Source organism: Mycobacterium sp. NPDC004974 (assembly GCF_053600815.1).
In genome coordinates, this window is the sequence record NZ_JBSGAQ010000005.1 from 352,037 (window position 1) to 377,941 (window position 25,905).

Annotated in this window: 24 protein-coding genes; 15 read left to right on the forward strand and 9 right to left on the reverse strand. The window is 66.6% G+C overall.

The genetic code is table 11. The annotated features are described in order from the left end of the window. The 4 genes from acpM to ACWEFV_RS15080 all read left to right on the forward strand — a co-directional run bounded on the left by acpM (position 1) and on the right by ACWEFV_RS15080 (position 4,329). Entirely contained in the window at positions 1 to 297 is a 297-nt protein-coding gene (gene acpM / locus ACWEFV_RS15065) for a meromycolate extension acyl carrier protein AcpM (protein WP_003884427.1), read from the forward strand. Continuing rightward, entirely contained in the window at positions 294 to 1,544 is a 1,251-nt protein-coding gene (gene kasA, locus ACWEFV_RS15070) for a 3-oxoacyl-ACP synthase KasA (protein WP_135455912.1), read from the forward strand. Before acpM ends, kasA begins: the two co-directional genes overlap by 4 nt. 78 nt (positions 1,545 to 1,622) lie before the next feature. Next, positions 1,623 to 2,876, forward strand: coding sequence for a 3-oxoacyl-ACP synthase KasB (kasB, locus tag ACWEFV_RS15075; protein ID WP_135455914.1), 1,254 nt, complete (start codon positions 1,623 to 1,625; stop codon positions 2,874 to 2,876). Between the two features lie 31 nt (positions 2,877 to 2,907). Then, on the forward strand, positions 2,908 to 4,329 hold the full coding sequence (locus tag ACWEFV_RS15080; protein ID WP_135455916.1) for an acyl-CoA carboxylase subunit beta: 1,422 nt from the start codon (positions 2,908 to 2,910) through the stop codon (positions 4,327 to 4,329). Between the two features lie 86 nt (positions 4,330 to 4,415). Here ACWEFV_RS15080 and ACWEFV_RS15085 read toward each other — a convergent pair whose 3' ends face one another. Beyond that, positions 4,416 to 5,165, reverse strand: coding sequence for an SDR family oxidoreductase (locus ACWEFV_RS15085; protein WP_450070714.1), 750 nt, complete (start codon positions 5,163 to 5,165; stop codon positions 4,416 to 4,418). An 87-nt stretch (positions 5,166 to 5,252) separates the two neighbouring features. On the opposite strand from ACWEFV_RS15085, the gene ACWEFV_RS15090 reads away from it, so the two are divergent. After that, positions 5,253 to 6,128 carry a LysR family transcriptional regulator gene (locus ACWEFV_RS15090; protein WP_450070715.1) on the forward strand — a complete coding sequence of 292 codons (876 nt, stop codon included), beginning with the start codon at positions 5,253 to 5,255 and terminating at the stop codon, positions 6,126 to 6,128. A gap of 12 nt (positions 6,129 to 6,140) precedes the next feature. Here the strand turns inward: ACWEFV_RS15090 and ACWEFV_RS15095 are convergent, their stop codons facing one another. The 3 genes from ACWEFV_RS15095 to ACWEFV_RS15105 form a co-directional block, all read right to left on the reverse strand. Continuing rightward, positions 6,141 to 7,706 carry an FAD-dependent monooxygenase gene (locus ACWEFV_RS15095; protein ID WP_450070796.1) on the reverse strand — a complete coding sequence of 522 codons (1,566 nt, stop codon included), beginning with the start codon at positions 7,704 to 7,706 and terminating at the stop codon, positions 6,141 to 6,143. Between the two features lie 131 nt (positions 7,707 to 7,837). Then, positions 7,838 to 9,385: a glycerol-3-phosphate dehydrogenase/oxidase gene (locus tag ACWEFV_RS15100; protein ID WP_450070716.1), complete on the reverse strand. Its 1,548-nt coding sequence runs from the start codon at positions 9,383 to 9,385 to the stop codon at positions 7,838 to 7,840. After that, complete coding sequence (locus ACWEFV_RS15105) at positions 9,382 to 9,969, reverse strand: TetR/AcrR family transcriptional regulator (RefSeq protein WP_135455924.1); 588 nt, start codon at positions 9,967 to 9,969, stop codon at positions 9,382 to 9,384. The genes ACWEFV_RS15100 and ACWEFV_RS15105 overlap by 4 nt, the downstream gene beginning before the upstream one ends. A gap of 50 nt (positions 9,970 to 10,019) precedes the next feature. Here ACWEFV_RS15105 and ACWEFV_RS15110 point away from each other — a divergent pair, with 50 nt between their 5' ends. Both ACWEFV_RS15110 and ACWEFV_RS15115 read left to right on the forward strand, forming a co-directional pair. Continuing rightward, positions 10,020 to 11,600, forward strand: coding sequence for an FAD-binding oxidoreductase (locus tag ACWEFV_RS15110; RefSeq protein WP_450070797.1), 1,581 nt, complete (start codon positions 10,020 to 10,022; stop codon positions 11,598 to 11,600). Continuing rightward, positions 11,597 to 12,496, forward strand: a complete 900-nt coding sequence (locus ACWEFV_RS15115) for a diacylglycerol kinase (RefSeq protein ID WP_450070717.1) — start codon at positions 11,597 to 11,599, stop codon at positions 12,494 to 12,496. Before ACWEFV_RS15110 ends, ACWEFV_RS15115 begins: the two co-directional genes overlap by 4 nt. Here the strand turns inward: ACWEFV_RS15115 and ACWEFV_RS15120 are convergent. Both ACWEFV_RS15120 and ACWEFV_RS15125 read right to left on the reverse strand, forming a co-directional pair. Then, positions 12,406 to 13,455 carry an alpha/beta hydrolase gene (locus tag ACWEFV_RS15120; RefSeq protein WP_450070718.1) on the reverse strand — a complete coding sequence of 350 codons (1,050 nt, stop codon included), beginning with the start codon at positions 13,453 to 13,455 and terminating at the stop codon, positions 12,406 to 12,408. The genes ACWEFV_RS15115 and ACWEFV_RS15120 overlap by 91 nt on opposite strands. A 15-nt stretch (positions 13,456 to 13,470) precedes the next feature. Further along, positions 13,471 to 14,106: a TetR/AcrR family transcriptional regulator gene (locus ACWEFV_RS15125; protein WP_450070719.1), complete on the reverse strand. Its 636-nt coding sequence runs from the start codon at positions 14,104 to 14,106 to the stop codon at positions 13,471 to 13,473. 105 nt (positions 14,107 to 14,211) lie between these two features. On the opposite strand from ACWEFV_RS15125, the gene ACWEFV_RS15130 reads away from it, so the two are divergent. The 5 genes from ACWEFV_RS15130 (at position 14,212) to ACWEFV_RS15150 (ending at position 20,390) form a co-directional block, all read left to right on the forward strand. Then, positions 14,212 to 15,096, forward strand: a complete 885-nt coding sequence (locus ACWEFV_RS15130) for an SDR family oxidoreductase (protein WP_450070720.1) — start codon at positions 14,212 to 14,214, stop codon at positions 15,094 to 15,096. Beyond that, positions 15,093 to 16,022, forward strand: a complete 930-nt coding sequence (locus ACWEFV_RS15135; RefSeq protein WP_450070721.1) for a patatin-like phospholipase family protein — start codon at positions 15,093 to 15,095, stop codon at positions 16,020 to 16,022. Before ACWEFV_RS15130 ends, ACWEFV_RS15135 begins: the two co-directional genes overlap by 4 nt. Next, a complete protein-coding gene (locus ACWEFV_RS15140) occupies positions 16,019 to 17,473 on the forward strand; it encodes a flavin-containing monooxygenase (RefSeq protein WP_450070722.1) in 1,455 nt (484 codons plus the stop codon). Before ACWEFV_RS15135 ends, ACWEFV_RS15140 begins: the two co-directional genes overlap by 4 nt. A 125-nt stretch (positions 17,474 to 17,598) precedes the next feature. After that, entirely contained in the window at positions 17,599 to 19,863 is a 2,265-nt protein-coding gene (locus ACWEFV_RS15145; protein WP_450070723.1) for a DUF4185 domain-containing protein, read from the forward strand. A 14-nt stretch (positions 19,864 to 19,877) separates the two neighbouring features. Then, positions 19,878 to 20,390, forward strand: a complete 513-nt coding sequence (locus ACWEFV_RS15150) for a hypothetical protein (protein ID WP_450070724.1) — start codon at positions 19,878 to 19,880, stop codon at positions 20,388 to 20,390. Between the two features lie 6 nt (positions 20,391 to 20,396). Here ACWEFV_RS15150 and ACWEFV_RS15155 read toward each other — a convergent pair whose 3' ends face one another. The 3 genes from ACWEFV_RS15155 to ACWEFV_RS15165 all read right to left on the reverse strand — a co-directional run bounded on the left by ACWEFV_RS15155 (position 20,397) and on the right by ACWEFV_RS15165 (position 22,782). Continuing rightward, complete coding sequence (locus ACWEFV_RS15155; RefSeq protein ID WP_135455943.1) at positions 20,397 to 20,909, reverse strand: DUF3145 domain-containing protein; 513 nt, start codon at positions 20,907 to 20,909, stop codon at positions 20,397 to 20,399. Positions 20,910 to 21,022: 113 nt separating this feature from the next. Further along, positions 21,023 to 21,853, reverse strand: coding sequence for a serine hydrolase domain-containing protein (locus ACWEFV_RS15160; protein WP_450070725.1), 831 nt, complete (start codon positions 21,851 to 21,853; stop codon positions 21,023 to 21,025). Positions 21,854 to 21,897: 44 nt separating this feature from the next. Then, positions 21,898 to 22,782: a chemotaxis protein CheY gene (locus tag ACWEFV_RS15165; RefSeq protein ID WP_450070726.1), complete on the reverse strand. Its 885-nt coding sequence runs from the start codon at positions 22,780 to 22,782 to the stop codon at positions 21,898 to 21,900. Between the two features lie 101 nt (positions 22,783 to 22,883). Here ACWEFV_RS15165 and ACWEFV_RS15170 point away from each other — a divergent pair, with 101 nt between their 5' ends. From ACWEFV_RS15170 to ACWEFV_RS15180, 3 genes are all read left to right on the forward strand, one after another. Continuing rightward, positions 22,884 to 23,975 carry an S-(hydroxymethyl)mycothiol dehydrogenase gene (locus tag ACWEFV_RS15170; RefSeq protein ID WP_450070727.1) on the forward strand — a complete coding sequence of 364 codons (1,092 nt, stop codon included), beginning with the start codon at positions 22,884 to 22,886 and terminating at the stop codon, positions 23,973 to 23,975. After that, positions 23,972 to 24,604: an MBL fold metallo-hydrolase gene (locus ACWEFV_RS15175; RefSeq protein ID WP_450070728.1), complete on the forward strand. Its 633-nt coding sequence runs from the start codon at positions 23,972 to 23,974 to the stop codon at positions 24,602 to 24,604. Before ACWEFV_RS15170 ends, ACWEFV_RS15175 begins: the two co-directional genes overlap by 4 nt. 154 nt (positions 24,605 to 24,758) lie before the next feature. Continuing rightward, positions 24,759 to 25,901 carry a beta-mannosidase gene (locus ACWEFV_RS15180; RefSeq protein ID WP_450070729.1) on the forward strand — a complete coding sequence of 381 codons (1,143 nt, stop codon included), beginning with the start codon at positions 24,759 to 24,761 and terminating at the stop codon, positions 25,899 to 25,901. Positions 25,902 to 25,905: the final 4 nt, after the last annotated feature.

Below are 25,905 nucleotides of genomic sequence, written 5' to 3' on the forward strand. Positions count from 1 at the left end.
GTGGCCGCCAGTCAAGAAGAAATCATCGCCGGTCTCGCCGAGATCATCGAAGAGGTCACCGGCATCGAGCCGTCTGAGGTGACCCCGGAGAAGTCGTTCGTCGACGACCTGGACATCGACTCGCTGTCGATGGTCGAGATCGCCGTGCAGACCGAGGACAAGTACGGCGTGAAGATCCCCGACGAGGATCTCGCCGGCCTGCGCACCGTGGGTGACGTCGTCTCCTACATCCAGAAGCTCGAAGAAGAGAACCCCGAGGCTGCCGCCGCCCTGCGCGAGAAGTTTGGCTCGGAATGACCAGACCTTCCACTGCTAACGGAGGCTTCCCGAACGTCGTGGTGACTGCCGTGGAGGCCACCACGGCGCTCGCTGCTGACATCGAGAGCACGTGGAAGGGCCTCCTGGCCGGAGAAAGCGGCATCCGTGAGTTGACCGACGACTTCGTCACCAAGTGGGACCTTCCGGTGCGTATCGGTGGCCACCTGGTCGATGACATCGACAGTCACTTGACGCGCATCGAGCTGCGCCGTAATTCCTACGTGCAGCGCATGTCACTGGTGCTCGCCCGACGGCTGTGGAAGACCGCCGGTGCGCCCGAGGTCGATCCCGATCGGTTCGCCGTCGTGATCGGCACGGGCCTCGGCGGTGGCGAGAAGATCGTCGAGACCTACGACGCGATGAACGAGGGCGGGATCCGCAAGGTCAGCCCGCTCGCCGTTCAGATGATCATGCCCAACGGTGCGGCCGCGGTCGCCGGACTTGAGCTCGGCGCCCGCGCCGGGGTCATCACGCCGGTGTCGGCGTGTTCGTCGGGATCTGAGGCCATCGCCCACGGCTGGCGTCAGATCGTGATGGGTGACGCTGACTTCGCCGTCGTCGGAGGCGTCGAAGGCGGTATCGAGGCGCTGCCGATCGCGGCGTTCTCGATGATGCGCGCCATGTCGACCCGCAACGACGACCCCCAGGGTGCGTCGCGGCCGTTCGACAAGGACCGTGACGGATTCGTGTTCGGCGAGGCCGGCGCGATGATGATCATCGAGACCGAGGAGCATGCCCTGGCCCGTGGCGCCAAGCCGCTGGCCCGCATCATGGGTGCCGGTATCACCTCGGACGCATTCCATATGGTCGCTCCGGCGGACAACGGTCACCGTGCCGGTGCCGCGATGAAGCGGGCGATGGAAACCGCGGGTCTGGAAGCCAAGGACATCGACCACATCAATGCCCACGGCACGGCCACCCCGATCGGCGACACCGCCGAGGCCAATGCCATCCGCGTTGCCGGATGCCAGAACGCCGCGGTCTACGCGCCGAAGTCGGCGCTGGGTCACTCGATCGGCGCAGTCGGTGCGCTGGAGTCGGTGTTGACGGTGCTCGCGTTGCGCGACGGGGTCATCCCCCCGACGCTTAACTACGAAACGCCGGATCCTGAGATCGATCTCGATGTGGTTGCGGGCGAGCCTCGTTATGGCGACTACAAGTACGCCATCAACAACTCGTTCGGATTCGGTGGCCACAATGTGGCTCTGGCGTTCGGGAAGTACTGACAACGGGTAGAAACCCGATAGGTAACCCCGGAAGGCACCCACACCGAGGGAAAGCACGGAAGGAAGAACACAGCAAATATGGCGGGATTGTCCACTGGGAACGGTCTTCCCAATGTGGTTGTCACCGGCGTAGCCATGTCAACGGCGCTGGCAACCGATGCTGAGAACACCTGGAAGAAGCTGCTCGACGGTCAGAGCGGGATCCGGTTACTCACTGATTCGTTCGTCGAGCAGTACGACCTGCCGGTTCGCATCGGCGGGCACCTCCTAGAGGACTTCGATCACGAACTGACGCGGGTTGAACTGCGCCGGTTGTCATATTTGCAGAAGATGTCGACGGTGATCGGCCGCCGGGTCTGGGCCAACGCTGGCTCGCCGGAGGTCGATACCCGACGACTCATGGTGTCCATCGGCACCGGCATGGGTTCCTCCGAGGAACTCCTGTTCGCCTACGACGCCATGCGGAACAAGGGGCTGCGCGCCGTGTCGCCGCTCGTTGTTCAGATGTACATGCCGAACGGGGCGGCGGCGGCGGTCGGGCTCGAACGCAAGGCCAAGGCCGGGGTCAGCACCCTGATCTCGGCATGTGCGTCCGGTTCCGAGGCCATCGCCAACGCGTGGCGCAATATCGTTCTCGGCGAAGCCGACATCGCCATCTGTGGTGGCGTCGAGACAAAGATCGAAGCGGTGCCGATCGCCGGCTTCGCCCAGATGCGCATCGTCCTGTCCAACAGCAACGACGATCCGCCGGGTGCCTGCAAGCCGTTCGACAAGGACCGCAACGGGTTTGTGTTCGGTGAGGGCGCCGCACTCATGGTGATCGAGACCGAGGAGCACGCCAAGGCTCGCGGAGCGAACATCCTGGGCCGCCTCATGGGCGCGAGCATCACCTCTGACGGCTACCACATCGTTGCGCCGGACCCCAATGGTGAGCAGGCCGGTTACGCCATGACCCGCGCCATTCAGCTGGCGGGTCTGCAGCCCACAGACATCGATCACATCAACGCGCATGCCACGGGCACCAGCGTCGGCGATGTGGCCGAGGGGAAAGCCATCAACAACGCGATGCGCGGCCATGTGCCCGCCGTCTACGCGCCCAAGTCCGCGCTCGGCCATTCGGTCGGTGCGGTCGGCGCAGTGGAGTCCATCCTGACCGTTATGGCGCTGCGAGACGGCGTCATTCCCCCGACGCTCAACCTGCGCAACCTTGATCCGGAGATCGATCTGGACGTGGTGGCCGGTGAGCCGCGACAGGGCGACTTCAAGTACGCCATCAACAATTCGTTCGGATTCGGTGGGCACAACGTCGCGCTCGCCTTCGGGAAGTACTGAGACCCAGCGCTTTCCATCAAAGGAGACCTTTATGACGATCATGGCCCCCGAAACTGCTGCTGAATCGCTCGACCCACGCGACCCGCTGCTGCGCCTGCAGACCTTCTTCGATGACGGCAGTGTCGAGCTGCTGCACGAGCGGGACCGCTCCGGTGTGCTGGCCGCGGCCGGCACCGTCAACGGCGTTCGTACGGTGGCGTTCTGCACCGACGGCACCGTGATGGGCGGCGCCATGGGCATCGAGGGCTGTGCCCACATCGTCAATGCCTACGACACCGCGATCGAGGAGCAGAGCCCCATCGTGGGGATCTGGCACTCGGGTGGTGCCCGGCTGGCCGAGGGCGTCAAGGCGCTGCACGCGGTCGGCTTGGTCTTCGAGGCGATGATCCGGGCGTCGGGGTACATCCCGCAGATTTCGGTGGTCGTCGGATTCGCCGCCGGCGGTGCGGCTTACGGCCCCGCCCTGACCGACGTCATCATCATGGCCCCGGACAGCAAGGTGTTCGTCACCGGTCCGGACGTGGTGCGCAGTGTCACCGGTGAGGATGTCGACATGGTGTCGCTCGGCGGCCCCGACGCTCACCACAAGAAGTCCGGCGTGTGCCACATCGTCGCCGACGACGAGCTCGACGCCTACGAGCGCGGCCGTCGCCTGGTCGGATTGTTCAGCCAGCAGGGCCATTTCGACCGGAACAAGGCCGAGGCTGGCGACACCGACCTGACGGCGCTGATGCCGGAGTCGGCCCGCCGCGCCTACGACGTGCACCCGATCATCGAGGCGCTGCTCGACGAGGGCGTGCCGTTCGAGGAATTCCAGGCCAAGTGGGCCCCGTCGATCGTCGTCGGTCTCGGTCGGCTGGCCGGCCGGTCGGTCGGCGTGATCGCCAACAACCCGTTGCGGCTCGGCGGCTGCCTGAACTCCGAAAGCGCCGAGAAGTCGGCACGTTTCGTGCGGCTGTGCGACGCGTTCGGTATCCCGCTGGTCGTCGTCGTCGACGTCCCGGGCTATCTGCCCGGCGTAGACCAGGAGTGGGGCGGTGTGGTGCGCCGCGGCGCCAAGCTGCTGCACGCCTTCGGTGAGTCCTCGGTCCCCCGCGTGACGCTGGTGACCCGCAAGATCTACGGCGGCGCCTACATCGCGATGAACTCCCGTTCGCTCAACGCCACCAAGGTGTTCGCCTGGCCGGACGCCGAGGTCGCCGTCATGGGCGCCAAGGCCGCCGTGGGCATCCTGCACAAGCGCAAGCTGGCCGCCGCTCCGGATCACGAGCGTGAGGCGCTGCACGAGGAGCTGGCGATCGAGCACGAGCGCATCGCCGGCGGTGTGGATTCCGCGATCGAGATCGGCGTGGTCGACGAGAAGATCGACCCGGCTCACACTCGTAGCAAGCTGACGCAGGCGCTTGCCGAGGCCCCGCACCGGCGCGGTCGTCACAAGAACATCCCGCTGTAATTCTTCAGCAGGCTCGAGTGGCCAGTTATTGCACACTTTCAACGAAAAGCTGTGCAGTAACTGGCCATTCGGCGTTCTGAGCCCGTCTACCGCGTGGTGTAGCCGCCGTTGGCGAAGATGGTCTGCCCGTTGATCCAGTGCCCCTCGTCGGTGAGGAACACCACCAGCGGGGCGATGTCGGTGATCTCGGTCAGCCGGTTGCCCATTGCCTGCGACTTGTGGAACTCGACCCGCTCCGGGGTCTCCTGCGGATAGAAGAACGGCGTGTCCATCGGACCGGGGGCGACGTTGTTGACGTTGATGCCGCGCACCCCGAATTCCTTCGACGCGGCCCGGGTGAAGTGCTCGACGGGACTCTTGGAGCCCGCGTAGGTCGAGTACCCGTCGGTGTAGGCCGCCAGTAGTGCGGTCACAATGGTGACCACCGACCCGTTGTCGTTGAGCCGCTTCCCCGCCTGCTGCAGAAAAAAGTACGCCGCCTTGGCGTTGACGTCGAACATCGAATCATATTCGGCCTCAGTGGTTTCCATGAACGGCTTGCGCAGCACCTTGCCGACGGTGTTGATCGCGATGTCAACGCTTCCGAATGCGTCGATGGCCGTGTCGAAGAGCTTTTCGACGTTGGCCGGAACCGTCAGGTCGCCTTGCACTTTGATGGCCTTCACCCCGGCGGCCTGGGCCGCGGCGACCGTCTTGTCGGCGTCGGACTCGGTGGCGGCACTGTTGTAGTGAACCGCTACGTTGACACCCCTCGAAGCCAACGTCGCGCTGATCAGGCCACCAAGGTTCTTCGCGCCGGCAGCAACAATCGCCGATCTACCTTCTAGTTTGCTCACAGCTGGCAGCCTAGTTCCGTGATCGACAGATGGATAACGCAAGTTATCGAGATATTCACAAGATTTGGTTGTGGATAGACTTGGCGAGTGTCAACGAATGCCCCTGATTTACGACGTTTACGTCAATTCATTGCGATCGGCGAAGCGGGCAGCATCACGGCCGCCGCTTCCGCGTTGCACATTAGCCAGCAAGCCCTCAGCAGTTCCATGCAGCAATTGGAGAAGGAGCTCAACGCCACCTTGTTCCGCCGCGAAGGCCGTCGGCTGGCACTCACCCGCGCCGGTGAGTTACTGCTGACCGAAGGTAGACCCCTGCTGGCCGCGGCGCACACCGTGGCCGAACGGGTGGAACAGACCGCCGGTGGCGCCGCCGAGGTCTTCGTCATCGGCCACACCCCGGCCCTCAGCGGAACTGAGGTCTATACCCGGCTCGAACCGGCCATCATCGCATTCCCCGAGACCTCCTTCATCTTCCGCCAGCTGTACCCCGATCAGCTCATCGGTGCGGTGCTCGACGGCACGGTTCACCTCGGTCTGCGCCGCGGGGTAGTCCCGACCAATGAATTGGCCACGGCCGTCGTGGGGTACGACCGGGTGCGACTGGCTGTTCCTCGCGAACACCGGCTGGCCGCCCAGCCGGTCGTGGACATTCACGAACTCGCCGGAGAGCGGATTGCGCTGTGGGCTCCCCCGGGCGCTTCCTACTACAGCGATTTCCTGATGGGCGCGTGCCGACGAGCCGGTTTCGAACCCGACTATGTGGTGAGCCGGGTCCAGGGTTCGGCCACCGTCGCCACCCCGCTGACGACGGGCGCCGTCGCGTTCGTAACCACTGCGGCGGGTGAGGCCATGGACGGCCGGGTGGTGGTAGCCGAACTCGAACCGACACTGCTGGTAGGTGCGCAGGCATTGTGGCAGCGCCACACCAGTTCAGCGGTTCGGGACGCCGCACTGGCCGGGTGACGGACCGCCACATCACCGATCGAGTATCGACGAAAGCGCTTGACGCAGTGCAGTTTCCGGATCAGCGGGTAGCTTCTCGGTGCGCCACCCGACGAAATCGTCGGGACGGACCAGGAGCGTGCCGCCCGGGCTGAGGCCGGTTTGCGCCACTCCCCCGTCGTTCAGCGGATGCACCGCCGGCGTCGTACCGGACGTTCCCGCTGCCGCTGATGCCGCAGCAGTCCATGCCAGCGGATCCCCCGCGGTGAACAACGCGAATCCATGGTCGATCAGATCGAGAGTGGACACCGGTTTTCCGTCACGGGACTGCCAGATGTGCGGCATCCGGGTTCCGGGTTGGCCGCGCAGGTCCTCGACGAAACTCACCGTACCGGTTGGCTCGCCATCGGAAACGACTGCCGCCGAGTGGTATTGGTATCCCAGGATCATGTCGAAGATCGGCGCCTCTTCGCCGGTCAGCAATCCGGGCGCGGCATCGGCGAGCTTGAGCAGGGCCAGTGGCGGCCCGATCAGAGATTGGCGGGCGGCGAATCGGCCGATCGGATGCCGCTCGTCGTGATAGGTGTCGAGCAACCCCGATCCGGCGGCGCCGGTCCGTACGGCCGCCAATTTCCAGGCCAGGTTGTGCGCACTCTGGATGGCGATGTTCGCCCCGCCGGCTTTGAACGGCGGCATGGTGTGCGCGGCGTCGCCGACCAGAAACGTTCGTCCGCTGCGCAATTGGTCGGCAACCTGTTCGTATGGCTGCCACGGTGCCACTTCGATGATCTCCAGGTCGATCGATTCACCGATCGCCGCGGTGAGCACCTCACGGCAATAGTCCGGGGTGAATTGGTCAGCCGATTCGCCGCGGTCAGGCAGGTAGGTGGTGATGAACATGCCGCGGTCAGCATCGATGACCACGAAGATGCCGTCGACTTCGGAGTTGCGCACCTGTATCGCATCGCCATCGCCGAGATCGGGGACGAATGACCGCCACTGGGCCCTGAAGTAGATGAAGACCACGAAGATCGGCAATGCGCCATGGCCCGAGGTGCCGATGCCGACCGTGGTACGGATCGGGCTGTGCACACCGTCGGCGGCGATCAGATAGTCGGCACGCAATGTCTCGGTCCCGTCGTCCGAGGCCAACTCGGCGGTGACACCGTCGGCTTCCTCGGTGAAACTCACCAGGGTGGTGCCGTAACGGACCTGGCTCCCGCGTCGGCGGATATCCCCTAGCAGGATGGGTTCCAGGCGGCTCTGCGGGCAGTACTGGACCACCGGTTCCGGGCTGAGACCGGCGAACCCGGCGAAGATCGCCTCGACATCCATCGCGGGCTCCGCCGAGGCGCTGTTCAGGGTCGGTTTGAGTACCACACTCGACGCGCCGTCGGCCACCGCGTGCACTTGGTCTCCCAGCCCCAGACCGCGCAGGATCTCGCATGTGCGGAAGGTCAGGTTGCGCGCCTTCGGGTAAATGAACACCTCGCGCCGCTTTTCCACCAGCACCGATTCGACCCCGTGCTGGGCCAGCAGGGCCGCACTCGCGAGCCCCGCCACCCCGGCTCCGACGATCAGCACAGGCGCCTTGGTCATCGCCGCCACGACCCGACTGTAGTCCCGCCGGGATTCAGCCGACCCCTGCCAGATCGTTGGCCAGGTGGACCGGCGTCAACCGGTGAGCCGCATCGCCATCGTGCAGGGGCCCTTCCCGCCAACCTCGTGGGCTACTCGACTTCCCCGAATTCGGCGATCATCTCGGCGGCAGCCTCAGCCGCGAGCTCGCGGTCGCCGCTCACGAGCCCGATGCGCGTACGGCGATCGAGAATGTCGTCGACGCACAGAGCGCCTTCGTGGGTGACCGCGTACTCGAACTCGGCGCGGATGACGTCGATTCCGTCGGCCACCGGGTCGGTGGGACGAGCGCACCGCGACCGAGCGATCACATTCGGCGCCTCGGCCCCGTACCGGGCCACCAGCGAGGACGGCAGCGGATGCTCAGATCGCAACGTGGACACCGGATTGGCCGGAGCGCCGACGAGCGGCAGGTTGGCCGTGCGGCAGTCGGCGACGGACAGCCCGCGCAAGGCGAGCGCCCGGTCCAGCACGTCCTGGGCCATGTACCGGTATTCGGTGAGCTTGCCGCCGATGATGCTGAACACTCCGTTCGCCGACTCAACGACCGCGTGCTCGCGGGACACGTCGGCCGTGTTGCCTTCGCCGGTGTCGATCAGCGGCCGCAGACCGGCATAGGCGCCGCGCACGTCCGAGGTGGTCAGGTCGGTGGCCAGCGCCGTGTTGACAGTGTCGAGCAGGAAGGCGATCTCACCCGGAGTCGGCTGGGGTACATCGGGAATCGGCCCCGGAGCGTCCTCGTCGGTCAACCCGAGGTAGACCCTGCCGAGCTGTTCGGGCATCGCGAAGACGAACCGGTTCAGCTCCCCCGGTATCGGAATGGTCAGTGCCGCGGTGGGATTGCCGAACGCCGCGGCGTCGAACACCAGATGCGTGCCGCGGCTGGGACGCAGCTTGATCGCGGGATCGAGATCGCCGGCCCACACCCCCGCCGCGTTGATGACCACCCGGGCGTTCGCGTCGAAGGATTGCCCGGTGAGTTCGTCGGTCAGGCGCACCGAGGTGGCGTCGGCCGCGCTCGCGGAGACACGGGTCAGGATGCGGGCCCCGTGCTGTGCGGCGGTGCGGGCAACGGCGGCGACCAGTCGGGCGTCGTCGATGAGCTGGCCGTCGTAGGCCAGGTAGGCCCCGTCGAGGCCCTCGGTGCGCACCGTCGGGGCCAACTCGACCGCACGACGTGCGTCCACCCGACTGGAGCGCGGCAGGATCGACGCACTGGTTCCCGCCAGCCTGCGCAGGCCGTCGCCGGCCACGAATCCGGTGCGCACCAACGCTCGCGACGTGCGCCCCATCGACGGCAGCAGCGGTACCAGCTGCGGCATGGCCTTGACGAGGTGAGGTGCGTTGCGGGTCATCAGGATTCCGCGTTCGATCGCGCTGCGGCGGGCGATCCCGACGTTGCCGGTGGCCAGATAGCGCAGACCGCCGTGCACCAGTTTCGAACTCCACCGGCTGGTGCCGAAGGCGAGATCGTGTTTCTCCACCAGTGCCACCTGCAGGCCACGGGTGACGGCATCCAGCGCGATGCCCACACCGGTGATACCGGCGCCGATGACGATCACATCGATCTGTTCCCCATCGGCCAGGGCGGCCAATTCGGTTGTGCGCCTGGCGCGATTGAGCGCGGTCGGTCCGGTCACGAGGCTAGGTATCCGTTCAATGCGTGGGACAGTTCGGCGGCCAGAGCGTCGGCGTCGAGAATCGGCTCGACCATCTGGGCGGATTGGATCGCGGACTGGGTGATCAGCAGGCACATGGTGGCCAGCTGGCGGGGGTCCCCGGACCGGACGCGGTCGTTCTTCTGACTTACCTCCTGCGCGAGCTTGAGCTCGCCGGCCAGTGCGTCGATCAGGATCTGCTGGCTGGTGCCCAGCCGCTCGGCGATGTAGACCATCGCCACCTCCGGCGCGGAGTGCAGGACCGCCATGATCACCTCGTCGTGGCGCAGCCGTGCGGCCACCGTCACCATGCGGGTCACCAGCGCTGCACGCCCGGGCCCCTGGCTGCCGGTTTCGTCCAGCACACCCACGATCCGCGCCGTGAGCAGCGCGGCCAGGATCGACTGCGTGTCCGGGAATCGGCGGTACACGGTCGGGCGGCTGACCCCGGCCCGCCGGGCGATCTCGGCCAGTGTCACCCGGTCGACACCGAAGGCCAGCACGCAGCTGGCGGCGGCCTCCAAGATCTGGTCGCTCAGCGATCTCTCGTTACTGATTGACATCATATGTAATACTGTAACGCATGACTCAGCCGGCTGAACAGTTTCTGCCTCCGATGAAGTGGAATGCCTGGGGCGACCCGCAGGCAGCCAAGCCACTTTCCGACGGAATCCGGTCCCTGCTCCAGCAGGCCCTGGGCGTCGAGGCCGCACCCGCGGCGGAACCGACACCCGACCAGGTGCAGTTGCGGCCGTCCGCCCTGTCCGACGCCGACCGCGACGCCCTCGCCGCGATCGTCGGTGCACAAAACTGCAGTACCGACACGATGTCGCGACTGCTGCACGCCGGCGGGAAGTCGACGCTGGACCTGTTGCGCCGCAACGATTCCGGAATCCAGGATGCGCCCGACGCGGTCTTGCTCCCGGGCTCGGACGACGAGGTCGCCGCGATCCTGGCCCACTGTGCCGAGCATCGCATCGCCGTCGTCCCGTTCGGCGGCGGAACCAGCGTCGTGGGCGGCCTGGATCCGCTTCGCGGCGATTTCTCCGCGATCGTCACTCTGGACCTGCGCCGGTTCGATGCCCTGCACAGCATCGACCCCGTGACCGGCGAGGCCGAGCTCGGCGCGGGCGTCACCGGACCGCAGGCCGAGGCGTTGCTCGGGGCGCACGGCTTCTCGCTGGGCCACTTTCCGCAGAGCTTCCAGTTCGCCACGATCGGCGGGTTCGCCGCCACCCGGTCCTCCGGGCAGGATTCGGCCGGATACGGCCGCTTCGACGACATGGTGCGCGGCCTGCGCGCCGTCACCCCGGCGGGCACGCTGGACCTCGGTCGCGCTCCGGCCTCGGCCGCCGGACCCGATCTGCGGCAACTGCTCCTGGGCTCGGAAGGCGTGTTCGGCGTCATCACCCGGGTCCGGGTTCGAGTGCATCCGGTACCTGAGACCACGCGCTACGAGGCCTGGTCCTTCCCGGATTTCGCCACCGGAGCCGAGGCACTGCGGGCCGTCACCCAGACCGGCACGGGCCCGACGGTGATCCGGCTGTCCGACGAGGCCGAGACCGGGGTGAACCTGGCCACCACGGAAAGCATTGGCGAGCAGAGCATCACCGGCGGCTGCCTGGCCATCACGCTGTTCGAGGGCACCGCCGCGCACACCGAGAGCCGCCATGAGGAGACCCGCGCCGTCCTGCAGGCCCACGGTGCCACCTCGCTGGGTGACGCCCCGGCCCGGGCGTGGGAGCACGGCCGATTCAACGCGCCGTATCTGCGCGATTCCCTGCTGGCCGCCGGCGCGCTGTGCGAAACGCTGGAAACCGCCACCACGTGGTCCAACCTGACCGCGCTGAAGGCCGCGGTCACCGGGGCGCTGACCACCGCGCTCGCCGAATCCGGCACGCCCGCCCTGGTGATGTGTCACATTTCGCATGGGTACCCCACCGGCGCCTCGTTGTACTTCACGGTCGTCGCCGCCCAGCGCGGCAATCCGATCGAGCAGTGGCAAGCCGCCAAGACCGCGGCCTCCGACGCGATGGTGCAGGGCGGCGGCACCATCACCCACCACCATGCGGTCGGCGCGGATCACCGTCCCTGGATGCGGGACGAGATCGGCGACCTCGGTGTCGAGGTGCTGCGCGCCGTCAAAGCCACGCTGGATCCGGCCGGAATCCTCAACCCGGGCAAGCTGATTCCGTGAATCAGGTCACGGTCCTGACCAATCCCATGTCGGGGCATGGCAACGCGCCGCATGCGGCCGAGCGGGCGGTCGCACATCTCCAGCGGCGCGGTATCGACGTGTGCGCGATCGTCGGAACCGACGCCGCGCACGCCCGCCGTCTGGTCGACGACGCGCTCGACCGCGGCACCGACGCCCTCATCGTGGTCGGCGGCGACGGGGTGATCTCACTGGCCCTGCAGGCGCTGGCCACCGGTGATGTTCCGCTGGGCATCGTCCCCGCCGGGACCGGCAATGACCATGCCCGCGAATACCATTTGCCGACAGGCGATCCCGAGGCCGCCGCCGACATCGTCGCCGACGGCCATACCGAGACCGTCGACCTCGGCCGCATCGAAGACACCTCCGGCGCGGTCAAGTGGTTCGGCACCGTGATGGCCGCCGGGTTCGATTCTCTGGTCAGCGACCGGACCAACCGGATGCGCTGGCCGCACGGCCGCATGCGCTACAACGTCGCGATGCTCGCGGAGATCTCGAAGCTACGGCTGCTGCCGTTCCGGCTGACGTTCGACGATGGCCCGGAGATTCGCACCGACCTCACCCTGGCGGCATTCGGCAACACCCGCAGCTATGGCGGCGGCATGCTGATCTGCCCCGGCGCCGACCATTCGGACGGCCTGCTCGACGTCACGATGATCACGTCGGCATCCCGCACCAGGCTGATCCGCCTGTTCCCCACGGTTTTCAAGGGCACCCATGTCGACCTCGCCGAGGTGACCACCAGGCGCGCCAAGTCGGTCCATGTCGAATGCCCGGGCATCAACGCCTACGCCGATGGAGACTTCGCACTCCCGTTGCCGGTCACGGTGTCCGCGGTGCCGGGTGCGCTACGGCTACTGGTGCCCAAACAGTCCTGAACGAACTCCACGATGCAGTCGCGGGCCTCACGGCTCTCCGGCAGAAACGGAAGAAACGCCGGGAACGCGTGTAACTGACCGGGCCAGACCTTGAGAGTGCACTCCCGGCCGGCATCGGTCAGCACCTCGTGCATGCGTTCGGCATCGCATCGCAGCGCTTCCGATTCCGCCGCGATGATCAGGCTCGGCGGAAAATCGGCGAGTTCCCCGTTGACCGGTGACAAGGCGTGACCGTTCGAACTCTTGGGGCCGACGCATTCGACGATCATCGGCAGGGCAAGCCCGATCCCCATCCGGTCCGCGGCGAAGTTGGGATGGCCCGAGCGGCGTTCACCGTCGAGTTCGAGCAGCGGGCTGACACCGACGACGCCGGCCGGCGCACCGACCCCCTGCGCCTGGGCGGCGAGAACGGTTGCGAATGCCAGGAATCCGCCCGCGGAGTCACCTGCCACCACGGTGTTGGCGGGGTCGGCCCCCTGGTCCAACAGCCAACGGTAGGCGCGCAGGCAGTCTGCGACGGACTCGTCGAGGGTCACCTCGGGGTGCTGTCGGTACTCGACGTGCACCACGGGAAGCTGTGTCCGGCGGGCAAGCGCGACCACGACGTGCGAGTGTGTGTCGAAACCGCCGAGAAAGAACCCCCCGCCGTGCAGGTAGAGGATGGCGCCGTCAGAAAGCGGGCGGTGAGCCGACTCGGCTGTCCGGATGGTCTCGATCGTGACATGACCGAGCGTGATCCGGCTGACCCGCAACCCCCGCCGCGGGCGAAGGCGCTGGAGCCGCGCGAGCGCGTTGATGCGACGACCGATCGTGGCGAGGCGATCCTCGACGGATCGATCTCCTTGGTAGGCAACCGATCTACGTACCTGTGTGAGAAGGGTTCGGCGTGCGATGCCATAACACGCGCGGGATCTGCGACTCGGGCGTCGGGTCGACAGTGCGGTGGCCGGTAATACCATCCAAACTCCTTCGGGTTACTTCGGCGATCCCAGGGCGCCAAGCAGTTTCACCAGGTGGCCGAACGCGTCGGTGAATGGCCGTGCCGGAACCGACGGGTCGATGGCCCGCTGGATGCCGAGGCCGATCCCGGCACTGAGCAGCAGATTGCCGAGATCCTCCAGGCTCGCCGCGACGTCATTGTTCGCCAATTGCGCTTCGCTGAGCCCGAGTTCGGCCGACATCGACTGCAGAACGTCGATCACCATCTGCGCGGCCTCATTGCGCAATGCCGTGATCATCTCGCCCAGCTCGGGGTTGTTCCGCGACAGCACCGCGAATTCGAGTTCGAGCATGGTCCAGCCGACATCGCCCGCGGTCCGCTCCAGCCAGGCGCTCAAAGCGCTCACGCGACTGTCCAGCTCGGCGTCGGACATCGCGAGTTCGGCCATCTCGGCGAACTTCTCACGATGGATCAGCTCGAGAACATCGCGGCACAGGTTGGGCTTGCTGCCGAAGTTGGAGTACACGGCCCCCTTCGAGAAGCCCGCGTCGTCGGCGATGTCTTCGAGGCTGGTGGCGGCATAGCCGTGGGCCAGGAAGCGCTGTTTGGCGGCCTCCAAGAGTTCGGCTCGCGTCTGTTCCTGGCGTTGAGCCCTGGTCAGCCGCGGCATTCGCTGATGATAGATCGAAGCGGACTTTGGGTATTGAATTAACTCAAAGTATTCAGATACCGTGAGTATGCGAACGGTCGTGAGACGACTCAGGGGAGGCATGACGTGCGGTTTTCACAGAAGAAGGCGTCGGTGGACGGGGCGATGGTCATCGTCACCGGCGGGGCGCGGGGCATCGGAGCCAAGACGGCGGAGCTGTTCTCCGCCGGTGGCGCCACCGTATGGATCGGCGATGTCGATGCCGATGTGGCCGCGACGACCGCAGCCGGTATCCCCCGCTGCCGGGCGGCCTACCTCGATGTCACGCAGCGGTCGTCGTGGGATCGATTCGTCTCGGATGCGGTCCGCGAATCAGGCGGCATCGACATCCTGGTCAACAACGCCGGGGTCATGCCGCTCGGCGCGTTCGACGCCGAATCCGAGGCGACCACTGACCTGATCCTCGACGTCAACGTGCGCGGTGTCCTGAACGGCATGCGCGCGGTCGTCCCGTCGATGGTGGCCCGCGGTCACGGTCACGTCGTCAACGTGGCGTCGATGGCGGGCATGATCCCGATCCCGGGCATGGTGACGTACAACGCCAGCAAGTTCGCCGCGCTGGGCGCCTCGCTGGCGGCACGGCGCGAGTACGCCGGCACCGGGGTCTCCGTGTCGGCAGTGCTGCCGTCGGCGGTCCGCACCGAGCTCGCCTCCGGTGTGCAGCTCGGAAACGGCCTTCCCACCGTGGATCCCGACGACGTCGCAGAGGCGATCCTCAAAACCCTGCGCACCCGGGCCGCCCGCACCTCGGTCCCGGGTTGGGTCGCCCCCGGGTGGGCCCTTGTCGACGCCCTGGTGCCGGAGGCGATCCAGCGCGCGGTGCGAAACAGGATCGATGACCGCCGTGCCCTGACCGCCCTTGACGAACAGGGCCGGTCCACGTACCTGCAACGTATCGACCGCCAATCGAAAGCTCATGCCGGGCAGCCCGATTCCGAGGCCACGTCATGACAACGGCACTGGTGATCGGCTGCGGCGGCACGATCGGCGGCGCCTGGATCGTCGCCGCACTGCACGCCCTGGCCGAAGAAACCGGGTGGGATCCGCGCGACGCCGCGGTGCTGCAGGGCACTTCGGCGGGCGCCGAGCTCGTCACGATGCTCGGCGGCGGCGCCAGGGTGAGCGATCTCGTCGCGATGCAGCGCGGCGCCTCAACCGATGAGCGCCTGCGCCGCCACATCGCCGACACCCCGGCCGGCATCCCGCCGATTCCGATCCCCCGGCCGCTCAACCCGAAATTGCTCGGCAGCCAAAGGGGTCTCGCTGCCGCCACCGGCATCGCGCCCGTCGGCCGGGGCAATGCCGGCTGGTTACAGCGTCTCGCCGACGGATTCTCCGTCTCCTCGGGGTGGGTGGCACATCCCGGTGTCCGGATGGTCGCCTTCGACTACCAGCGCGGCGAGCGTGTCGTGTTCGGGGCGCCCGGCGCGCCGGCGGCCACACTAGGCGAAGCACTTCGCGCATCCTGGGCGGTGCCGGGCTGGATGCCACCGGTCACGATCGGCGGCAGGCAATTCGTCGACGGCGGCGCCGCATCGACCGCGTCGGTCGATCTCATCACCTCCGACGATGCCGACACCATCTACGTGATCACCCCCATGACCTCCGAACCAGGCACGCGCGCACCAGGATTCGGCGGAATACTGGAGCACCGGCTGCTGCGCCGGCCGATGTCGATCGGGCTGGACCGCGAGGTGGCAGCAGTGCGGGCGCGCGGCACGCAGGTCGTCGTCATCCGGCCCGACGCTGCCGATCTCGAGGGCCTCGGTTCACACTTCATGCGGCGGGGCCGACGGGAGTCGGCATTCGAGGCATCGATACGCACCGCACCGGCCACGGTCCGGCGTGCGCTCGCAGTCAGTGAGGAGGCCCGATGAGCCGCGGGGTCCGCATCGTCGTCATCGGCGCGGGGATGGCAGGCATCGCCACCGCGTACACGCTCAAACAGGCAGGATTCACGAATTTCACGATCCTGGAGAAGGGTTCGGACGTCGGCGGGGTCTGGCACTGGAACCGCTACCCGGGACTCACCTGCGATGTGCCGTCGCAGATCTACCAGTTCTCGTTCGCGCCCAAACCGGACTGGAGCCACATCTGGGCCAGCGGTGAGGACATCCAGCGCTACCATCGCGACGTCATGGAACGATTCGGACTCGACGCCCATCTGCGGTGCGAGACCGAAGTCACCGAAGCCCGTTACGACAGCACCACCACGTCGTGGACGCTCACAACAGGCGACGGTGACACCCTGACAGCCGATTTCGTCATCTGCGCCACCGGCGTGCTGCATCACCCGTCGATCCCCGAGATCCCGGGCATGGACACTTTCGCAGGACAGATCGTGCACACCGCACGGTGGGATCCGGAGCTGATGACCGACGGCAGGCGCATCGCCGTGATCGGAACGGGATCGACCGGTGTCCAAGTGGTTTCGGCCCTCCAGCCGAAAGCCCGCACTCTGTTGCACTTTGCGAGATCACCGCAGTGGATCCTGTGGGCACCGATGTCGCTGCGGCAGTCATCGATCCTCGCCAAGGTGTTGCGCCGGCGGCCAGGGTGGCATGACTTCCTCTACCGACGACTGCAGTGGGGGTCCGGAATCCTCGCCGACGTCGTCACCACGCCGTCGTGGCGACGCAAGTTGGTGCAGTCCTATGCGCGGTGGAGTCTGGCCGCCCAGGTCCGCGATCGCGCGCTCCGCGCGAAGCTCACGCCGGACTATGAGCCGCTGTGCAAGCGGCAGGTGGTCTCGGGCTCGTACTACCGTGCGATCAAGCGACCCAACGCCACCCTGATCGACGATCCCATCCAGGAGTTCACCGCCACCGGCATCCGCACCGCCGACGGCACGCACCACGATGTGGATGTCGTGGTGCTGGCCACCGGATTTCAGGCGCACAACTACATGCGCCCCATGAACATCGTCGGCCGTGACGGCATCACGCTCGACGATGCCTGGGTCAAAGGTCCACGGGCATACCGCATGACGGCGATCCCCGGCTTTCCGAACCTGTTCACCGTGCTGGGGCCGAACTCGCCGACCGGGTCGATCCCGCTGCAGTACTCGGCCGAGCTCACCGCCGGCTACATCGTGAGCTGGCTCAGGCGGTTTGAAAACGCGGAACTCTCCGAGGTCGAGGTCACCGAGCACGCCACCGGCGAATTCAACGCCGCGGTCGCCGACGGACTCGGCCCGACGGTGTGGAACACCGGGTGCAATTCGTGGTACTTCACCGACGCGGGGACCATCGATCTGTGGCCGTTCGACCGGGCCACCCTCACCCGCATGCTGTCCGAACCGGACCCCGCGCACTACCGGATCAGCTGACGGCAAGCCTTCGCAGTTCAGACCCACTTTTCCACGATTCGGCGTGTTTGCCCGACGCCGTCAGCGGCACGCGGTACGTTTCGTCTGGGCCGGGGTTGTGAGTGAGTGGACTGGTACGGAGCGTCATGGAATCGACCAAATACATCGGCCGCGTCGGCGCACTGGCCGTCGCTCTCGGCATCGGCACGGCATTGACCTCAGGAACCGGAATCGCCTGGGCGGAAGGCGGGTCCGGCGATCCTGGCAAATCCACCGCGGGAAGCTCCGACGGCGCCGCCTCGAGCTCTGGAGAGAAAAAGACTCCGAGCAAACCCTCGAACGTCAAGAAGCCGGCCACCACTCCGTCCGGCACTCTGTCGAAGATCGGCGAGCGGATCCGCAAGGACGTCGAGTCCGGTCTGAATGACGTCGGTGACGCGATCAAGCAGACGCAGAACCGCCTCGACGCCGCGCGCACCCCGCCGCGAACCCGGACGACCAAGGCCCGGAGCAAGATTCAGGGCTCTCTCACCAATGCCCCCGAGGCGGGCAACAAAGCCGACGTCGGCGAGAAGACCGATACCGCCCGCACGGTCCCGGAAGCCGCGACGTCTGCGCCCGATTCGCAGCGCGCGCAACGCCCCAACACCGTGGTGGTGCGCCTCAAGGAGGTGGCAGAAGACGTCCCCCAGCGCGGCCGCGACGTCATCTCGGCATCGCGCACCGAGGTCACGACATTCGACGTCCCGGCCGCGTTGCCGGAGATCTCGATCGTGCCGGCAGCGCCGGTCTCCAATCCCGAGTCCGCCGCGCCCAAGATCGCCGCACCGCCGGTCGTGTCAGCACTACTGAGCGTCGCCGGCCTGACCCCGTTCGGTGCCGGTACCAGCCCGGTGGCACCGGCCCAGTCCCCCGCGCTGTGGGCCATGATGGCTTGGACGCGTAGGGAATTCGAGCGGTCGATCAATCCGATCGCGTCTCGGGTGGTATCGGCCAAGGACGCCGCGTCGGTGGTGGCCGAGGGTGAGATCCAGCCGATGGCGGCCGCCGCCCCCAATACCGCTGTGCAGACCGATAACCTGACGGCCAAGCCGCAGGTTCCGTCCTCCCTGGCGGGCGCCACCACACCGCTCGGGTGGGTGACCGGAGTCGGCGTCACCGACCACTGGTACATCGCCGGCACGGACCTGGGCATCATGTGGAACAGCGGCTACACCGACCCTGTGACCGGAAAACCCGTCATCTATACGTTGTTCGGCGATTCCTACAGCGAGCCGGGCATGGCGGGCGACTGGCGTAACAACGTGCTGTTCCGGACCATCGACACCGATCTGTCCGACGGCCTGCAATTCAACGGTGCGGTGATCAACGCCGGAGCGCAGTATCCCGGCGACCCCAACGGGGTTCACCAGTGGTACGGCACCGGAGTCGCGCCGGCCGGCGCCACCCAGATCATCTACGACCCCGGCCAAGACGGATTGTTCGGCCGGACCTACACGATGATCCCGACCTCGGCGATCGCGATCGAAAACCCCGACGCCGAAGGCGGTTACCGGCAGTACGCGACGGTGATGTCGATCCGGACCTGGGACAACCCGGGCAGCTGGACCACGAACTACTCCGGAATCGCCTACTCCGACGACGGCGGTAAGACCTGGACCGTCGACCCCGCCACCATCCGTTCATCGGGCTGGTTCCGCGCGGGCCCGGCATACGTCCCCGGCGACGAGCACTTCCAGCAGAACGCCCTGGTGATGTCGGACGACCCGACTGACCCCTACGTCTACGTGTACGGGACACCTTCGGGCAGACAGGGTTCGGCGTATGTGGCCCGCGTGGAGAAAGATCAGATCACCAACCTGGATGCCTACGAGTACTGGGCCGGTGAGAATTCCGGTGGCGCGGGGCAATGGGTGACCGGTGATCCGTCGGCCGCAGTTCCGGTGTTCGGCTCCAGCAGCACCGATTTCCTGCCGACGCTGTACCGGGTCGCGGACTTCTTCACGTTCGGGCTCTTCACCAAGATCGCGAACGGCATCTGGGTCGGCGGTCTGCCCACCAACGGCAATGTCAGCGAAATGTCGGTCCAGTACAACGAGTATCTGGGCAAGTACGTCGTGCTCTACACCGATGGCGGCAACAACGTGGTGATGCGGGTGTCGGATTCACCGCAGGGTGAATGGTCGGATACGACGACGCTGGTGAACAACAACCTGACGACCAACACCGGCATGTATGCGCCGATGGTCCATCCGATGTCGGGCACCGACTACTTCAACAAGGTCGACGCCAACGGCAATGTGGTCGAGGACAACTCGCACTACCTGTACTACAACCTGTCCTACTGGGGTGAATACAACGTGCGGTTGATGCAGACCGACCTGGCCACGATGAAGACGGTCTCGGTATAACGATGTGTCGAGCGTTGGCATTGAGTGCGGCGGCCCTCTCGCTGGCTGCCGCACTCACCACGAGCGCCTGCGCGCACGCCGATCCCGAACCGGTACCGCAAGGGCCGCCCGAAACCGCGGCACCGCAGCCTGATGCGTCATGCGCCGAAGGTCTCGCCGGTGCGCTGACCCCCGCCGATCCCGGACAAGTCGGCAACAACCGGCTGCTACTGCAATGCACGGACGGCACCTGGCAGCGGTTCACCAATCCCTATCCGTCGTCGGACCGCTGGCTGACCACCGGGCCCGAGCTGATCCTGCACGGGCAGGGCCGACGGAATCCGGAAGCCTCGGCGGGCACGTGGACGGCGACACCGCAGACAGCCGACGCCCATTGCAGCGCCGAGGTTGTCGACGTCCTGGGCGCCGGCAAGACGTCGGCGCCCGAGGCGTTCAGTGCCGAACCGGGCCGGTCGCTGACCTTTGAGATCAGCGACCACATGTTCACGTCGAAGCTCAGCGGCTACTGCCTCTGGGCCCGTAGCTGACGAGAGCTACCCCACGCCCCTGTTCAGCCAGGTCACCTCGGCGCCGTCACCACCGTTGCGGTACGGCTCGAGGGACTCGTCCCACGCGGTGCCCAGCACGGTGTCGAGTTCGGCTGCCAGCATGTCGGCACCGCCGGCCATCAGGGAGCGCAGCCGCATCTCGCCGACCATCACATCGCCATTGGCACTCATGGCACCGCTCCACAGGCCCAGCTGCGGGGTGTGGCACCAGCGGTGTCCGTCTACTCCGGCACTGGGGTCCTCGGTCACCTCGAAGCGCAGCACCGACCAGGAGCGCAGGGCATTGGCCAACTGCGCCCCGGTGCCGACGGGCCCGACCCAATTGGTCACCGCGCGCAACTGGCCAGGCATGGCCGGTTGCGGTGTCCACTTCAGGTTCGCCCGCGCCGACAGGGTCGACGACAACGCCCACTCAACGTGCGGGCATACCGCCGCGGGTGAGGCATGGACATACACCACGCCTGTCGCCGCGTCGGCGAACTGGTTCGACGCACGCATCTGCTACTCCTTCGGATACGAGGGACGTCTTCCCCAACGGCCTGGTATTCCGATCGAGCATGCAGTTGTGTGTGTCGCGCGTGTCTATTGTGCCTTGTGTGGCCAGTGTTGCGCTAGTCTGTCCCGTTTTCTCTCAGCACTCCATCAGATATCGCGGGCCACAGCGGGTAGGTCCAGTCCCCGAAGTCGCGGTCGGTCAACACCACCAACGCCAGGTCAGCGACCGGATCGACCCACAGAAACGTCCCCGACTGGCCGAAATGACCGAACGTGCGGGGCGAGTTCGCCGACCCCGTCCAATGCGGGGATTTACCGTCCCGGAGCTCGAACCCCATCCCCCAGTCGTTGGGCCGCTGCACACCGAAACCCGGCAACACCCCGTCAAGGCCGGGAAACTGCACTGTCACGGCCTCGTCGTGCAGGTCCTGCGAAACCAACGCCGGCCGCAACAACTCCCGGGCGAACACCGCCAGGTCGGCAACGGTCGACACACCGCCGAACCCGGCCGCCTCCGCCCCGCCCAACAGCACGGACGCGGACATCTCCAGCGGCTGGAACACCGCCTCGGTGAGATAGGCGCCGAACTCAATATCGGCTGCCTCCTCGACGGCGCGGGCCAGCAGTTCGAATCCGTAGTTGGAGTAGATGCGACGCTGGCCCGGCTGCGCGAGCACCTCGGCCGAACGCATGGCCACACCCGATGCGTGGGCCAACAGGTGACGGATCGTCGAACCGGGCGGGCCGGCCGGGGTGTCGAGGTCGACCGCGCCTTCTTCGATCGCGATCTGCGCGGCCCGCGCCACGAGCGGTTTGGTCACCGAGGCCAACGTAAAGGCCTTGGTCGTGTCGCCGCGGCTGGCCAGCACCCCAGATGGGCCGACCACTGCAGCGGCGACCGAGTCGACCGGCCAGGTATCGACAACGGCGAGAACATCGGCATTCATCAGGACCGTCTGTTCTTCGCGCCAGCGCTCATCACCCGGCAAATCTAGCGGGCTCGCCCCACAGTCCGGGAAAGCAATTCCTCGACCATTCCCGCGGCCACCGCATCCACGTCGGCGACCAGGCGGCGCAGCCCGACCACCTGGCGAACGAGATCTCGAGGATCGGTGTCCCTGACCGCGGAGAGCCGGTGTACGTCGCAGACGGCCCGGTACGCCGACTGGGTCGAGTCCGGTTCGGTGGCATCACACCACCGCTGCATGGACTGCGCCCAGGACCTCACCCGGTCGTCCGCGTTCTGCCGGTGCGCCAGGCTCAACGCCCGCCGGTACACATCGGCCGCCCACTCCACCGGCACGGGTTCGTCGAGCACCGGCAGCAGTACCTGGTCGAGAGTTTGGTACCCGGCAGGGTCGCCGGCAGCGACGGCAGCTGTGCCGGCGAGTGCCCGCGCCAGCGCGACCAGGGCGGCATCGTCCAAGTTCTCCGCGATGACGGCCAGTTGTCGTGTCGCAGATCCGAATTGCTCGCGATCTCCGGCGTCGGCCGCCGTCACCGCGAGCAGGTACACCAGGTAGCCGTGCGCGGTGGTCTCGGGGACGCCGTCGAGCAGCACCTGCGCGCGCTGTGCCCAGCTGCGGGCCAGCGCGAGATGACCACGGGCCAGCCAGGCCAATCCGAGTTCGGCAGCCTTCATCGCCGCCTGCACCGGGTCGGTCCGCAGCAGGCGGGTGTGCACCTGTTCGTTGATCCGGACGGATTCGCGACCGTGCCCCTGACGCCAAGCCGCCGACGCATATACGGCAAGATCGTCGGTGTCGAGGGTCTGCACCCCGTCGACGAGGCTGAAGGATTCGTAGCTGGTGCGCCAGTCATTTCGGCGATACGCCGTACGGGCCACCACCAGCAATTGGGTTCGATCGTCGACCACAACTCACCGTAGCTCGGCGAGAGGTGACCAGACCGGGATTCAGCGGCGACGATATCCGACCACTAATTGGACACCTGTCCGGTTTGCATTAAGTTATAGGCATGCCTCAGACAGTGCGTGGTGTGATTTCGCGGAGCAAGAAGCAGCCCGTCGAGTTGGTCGACATTGTCATTCCCGATCCGGGTCCCGGCGAGGTGGTGGTCGACATCATCGCCTGCGGCGTGTGCCATACCGACCTGACCTACCGCGAGGGCGGCATCAACGACGAGTATCCGTTCCTGTTGGGCCACGAGGCCGCCGGCACCGTCGAATCGGTCGGCGAGGGCGTCACCCACGTCGAACCCGGTGACTTCGTGATCCTGAACTGGCGTGCGGTGTGTGGGGAGTGCCGGGCCTGCAAGCGAGGCCGCCCGCAGCTGTGCTTCGACACCCACAACGCGGCACAGAAGATGACGCTGACCGACGGCACCGAGCTGACCCCGGCGCTGGGCATCGGCGCCTTCGCCGACAAGACCCTGGTGCATGAAGGCCAGTGCACCAAGGTCGATTCCGAGGCGGATCCGGCGGTGGCCGGCCTGCTGGGCTGCGGTGTCATGGCCGGCATCGGCGCGGCCATCAACACCGGCGCGGTGACCCGCGACGACACCGTCGCGGTGATCGGCTGCGGCGGCGTGGGTGATGCCGCGATCGCCGGTGCCGCCTTGGTCGGCGCCAAGAAGATCATCGCTGTCGACACTGACAACAAGAAGCTGGACTGGGCCCGCGGGTTCGGCGCCACCCACACCATCAACGCCCGCGAACTCGACGCGGTCGAGACCATCCAGGATCTGACCGACGGGTTCGGCGCCGACGTGGTGATCGACGCGGTGGGCCGTCCCGAGACCTGGAAGCAGGCGTTCTACGCCCGCGATCTGGCCGGCACGGTGGTGCTGGTCGGTGTCCCGACCCCGGACATGACCCTGGAAATGCCGTTGGTGGACTTCTTCTCCCGCGGCGGCTCATTGAAGTCCTCCTGGTACGGCGACTGCCTGCCCGAGCGCGACTTCCCCACCCTGATCTCGCTGTACCGTCAGGGCCGGCTGCCGTTGGACAAGTTCGTCTCCGAGCGCATCGAGCTGGACGCGATCGAGGACGCGTTCCACAAGATGCACGCCGGCGAGGTCCTGCGCTCTGTCGTGGTGTTGAAGAAATGAGCGGCCCCGCCCAGATCCAGCGGGTGGTCACCAGCGGCACCTTCGAGCTCGACGGTGGCAGCTGGGACGTCGACAACAACATCTGGATCGTCGGCGACGACTCCGATGTGGTGGTGTTCGACGCCGCCCACACCGCGGACCCGATCATCGAGGCCGTCGGCGGACGCAACGTCGTCGCGGTCGTCTGCACCCACGGCCACAACGACCACATCACCGTCGCCCCCGAACTGGGCAAGGCACTCGACGCACCGGTGCTGCTGCACCCGGCCGACGAGATGCTGTGGCGAGTCGTCCACCCCGACAGTGATTTCCGAACCGTCGAGGACGGTCAGATATTGCGCGCCGGCGGCATCGAGTTGCACGCTCTGCACACCCCCGGGCACTCCCCGGGATCGGTCTGCTGGTCGATCCCCGAACTGAACGCGGTGATCTCCGGCGACACCCTGTTTGCGGGCGGGCCGGGTGCCACCGGACGGTCCTACTCCGACTTCCCGACCATCCTGGAATCGATCTCCAAGCGGCTGGGCCTGCTGCCCGGTGAGACGGTGGTCTACACCGGCCACGGCGACACCACCACCATCGGCGACGAGATCGTGCACTACGACGACTGGGTGGCCCGCGGGCACTGACGACGAGCCGCGAGGAACGAGCGGCGAGAAGGAAGAGCCCCAAACCAACACGGGCACTGACGACGAGCCGCGAGGAACGAGCGGCGAGGAGGAAGTGGCCACGCACGTCCGGCATTAGCGCTTGAGGCCGCAGCTGACTGGCTAACCTGGGTCAATGGTCGACAGGCCATCTCGCACCGTGGTGTTGCTTTTCGTGGCACTACTGGTCGCGACGGCCTGCTCACCGTCGGCGCCCGAGCCGATGCCGCCGCTCACCACTGCGGCTACCGCACCCACCGTCGGTCAAGTAGCGATGCCCAAGTTCGGCGTCTCGGGCACTTCGTTGACCTTGGATGGCAATCCGTGGTGGCCGATCGGTATCAACGCCTACCAACTGGCCACAAACTGGTCCGTGAACGCGGGGTGCGGCGCCCAGGTCGATCTCGACTCGTACTTCAGCAGCCTGCCGCCGCACTCGCTGACCCGTTTCAACGCCTACTCCAGTTTCGCGGTGAACAAGTACACCGGGCAGCTCGATTTCACCTCGCTCGATGCGGTGTTCCGGGCCGCCGAACGATATGGGCAGCTACTGATCGCGGTGCTCACCAGTGACGACGGCGGTTGCGAGAACGGCTATTTCAAAGATTACGACTGGTACGCGGGCGGCTGGCGCACCGACATCTCACACGGTTTGCCGATGACGTTCGCCGCGTGGGTGGACACCGCGGTCAAGCGCTGGGGCGGCTCCCCATCACTTGCCGGCTGGACCGCGGTGGGCGAACCCGAGCCGTCCTACTGCCTGGACCACACCTGCCACTGGACCAAGCGCAGTTGTCACGCCACCGCGCCGGAGACACTGCGGGCGTTCCTGGATGTCGCTGGAGCCCGGATCCGCGAATTGGACCCTGGCACCGTCATCTTCAGCGGTCACGCAGGCGGTGGGCAGTGCGGGTCAGCGGGACACGAGTTCGAGATGGTGGCCGCGTCCCCCGGCGTCGATGTGCTCGAGTACCACTTCTACGAGGAGACCGACTATCTGCCCGGAGACGTGTACGACGGCCTACAGCGCCGCGTCGCGCAGACACATGCGGTAGGCAAGCCGTTGGTCGTCGCCGAGATCGGCATGGAGGCCGGTTCCTGCGATTCGCTGGATGAGCGGAGGAACTTCCTCGGTGATGCCATCGCCCAGATGCGCACGATGGGCGCCGCGGGCGCGATGTTCTGGGCCTTCGTGCCGGATCCTCGGACCCACGAATGCACCCTCGACATCGGTCCCACCGACCCGTTGTTCTCGATGATCGGGTCTGCGCGGCCCTAGGGCC

Excerpts from the sequence above, each read along its gene's own strand:
- ACWEFV_RS15125 (WP_450070719.1), bottom strand. The coding sequence starts at position 14,106 with ATGCCGCGGCTGACCAGGGCTCAACGCCAGGAACAGACGCGAGCCGAA.
- ACWEFV_RS15110 (WP_450070797.1), top strand. The coding sequence starts at position 10,020 with ATGAAGTGGAATGCCTGGGGCGACCCGCAGGCAGCCAAGCCACTTTCC.
- ACWEFV_RS15160 (WP_450070725.1), bottom strand. The coding sequence starts at position 21,853 with ATGAATGCCGATGTTCTCGCCGTTGTCGATACCTGGCCGGTCGACTCG.
- ACWEFV_RS15140 (WP_450070722.1), top strand. The coding sequence starts at position 16,019 with ATGAGCCGCGGGGTCCGCATCGTCGTCATCGGCGCGGGGATGGCAGGC.
- ACWEFV_RS15175 (WP_450070728.1), top strand. The coding sequence starts at position 23,972 with ATGAGCGGCCCCGCCCAGATCCAGCGGGTGGTCACCAGCGGCACCTTC.
- ACWEFV_RS15180 (WP_450070729.1), top strand. The coding sequence starts at position 24,759 with ATGGTCGACAGGCCATCTCGCACCGTGGTGTTGCTTTTCGTGGCACTA.
- ACWEFV_RS15155 (WP_135455943.1), bottom strand. The coding sequence starts at position 20,909 with ATGCGTGCGTCGAACCAGTTCGCCGACGCGGCGACAGGCGTGGTGTAT.
- ACWEFV_RS15080 (WP_135455916.1), top strand. The coding sequence starts at position 2,908 with ATGACGATCATGGCCCCCGAAACTGCTGCTGAATCGCTCGACCCACGC.
- ACWEFV_RS15170 (WP_450070727.1), top strand. The coding sequence starts at position 22,884 with ATGCCTCAGACAGTGCGTGGTGTGATTTCGCGGAGCAAGAAGCAGCCC.
- ACWEFV_RS15135 (WP_450070721.1), top strand. The coding sequence starts at position 15,093 with ATGACAACGGCACTGGTGATCGGCTGCGGCGGCACGATCGGCGGCGCC.
- ACWEFV_RS15145 (WP_450070723.1), top strand. The coding sequence starts at position 17,599 with ATGGAATCGACCAAATACATCGGCCGCGTCGGCGCACTGGCCGTCGCT.
- kasA (WP_135455912.1), top strand. The coding sequence starts at position 294 with ATGACCAGACCTTCCACTGCTAACGGAGGCTTCCCGAACGTCGTGGTG.
- ACWEFV_RS15095 (WP_450070796.1), bottom strand. The coding sequence starts at position 7,706 with ATGACCAAGGCGCCTGTGCTGATCGTCGGAGCCGGGGTGGCGGGGCTC.
- kasB (WP_135455914.1), top strand. The coding sequence starts at position 1,623 with ATGGCGGGATTGTCCACTGGGAACGGTCTTCCCAATGTGGTTGTCACC.
- ACWEFV_RS15120 (WP_450070718.1), bottom strand. The coding sequence starts at position 13,455 with ATGGTATTACCGGCCACCGCACTGTCGACCCGACGCCCGAGTCGCAGA.
- ACWEFV_RS15105 (WP_135455924.1), bottom strand. The coding sequence starts at position 9,969 with ATGATGTCAATCAGTAACGAGAGATCGCTGAGCGACCAGATCTTGGAG.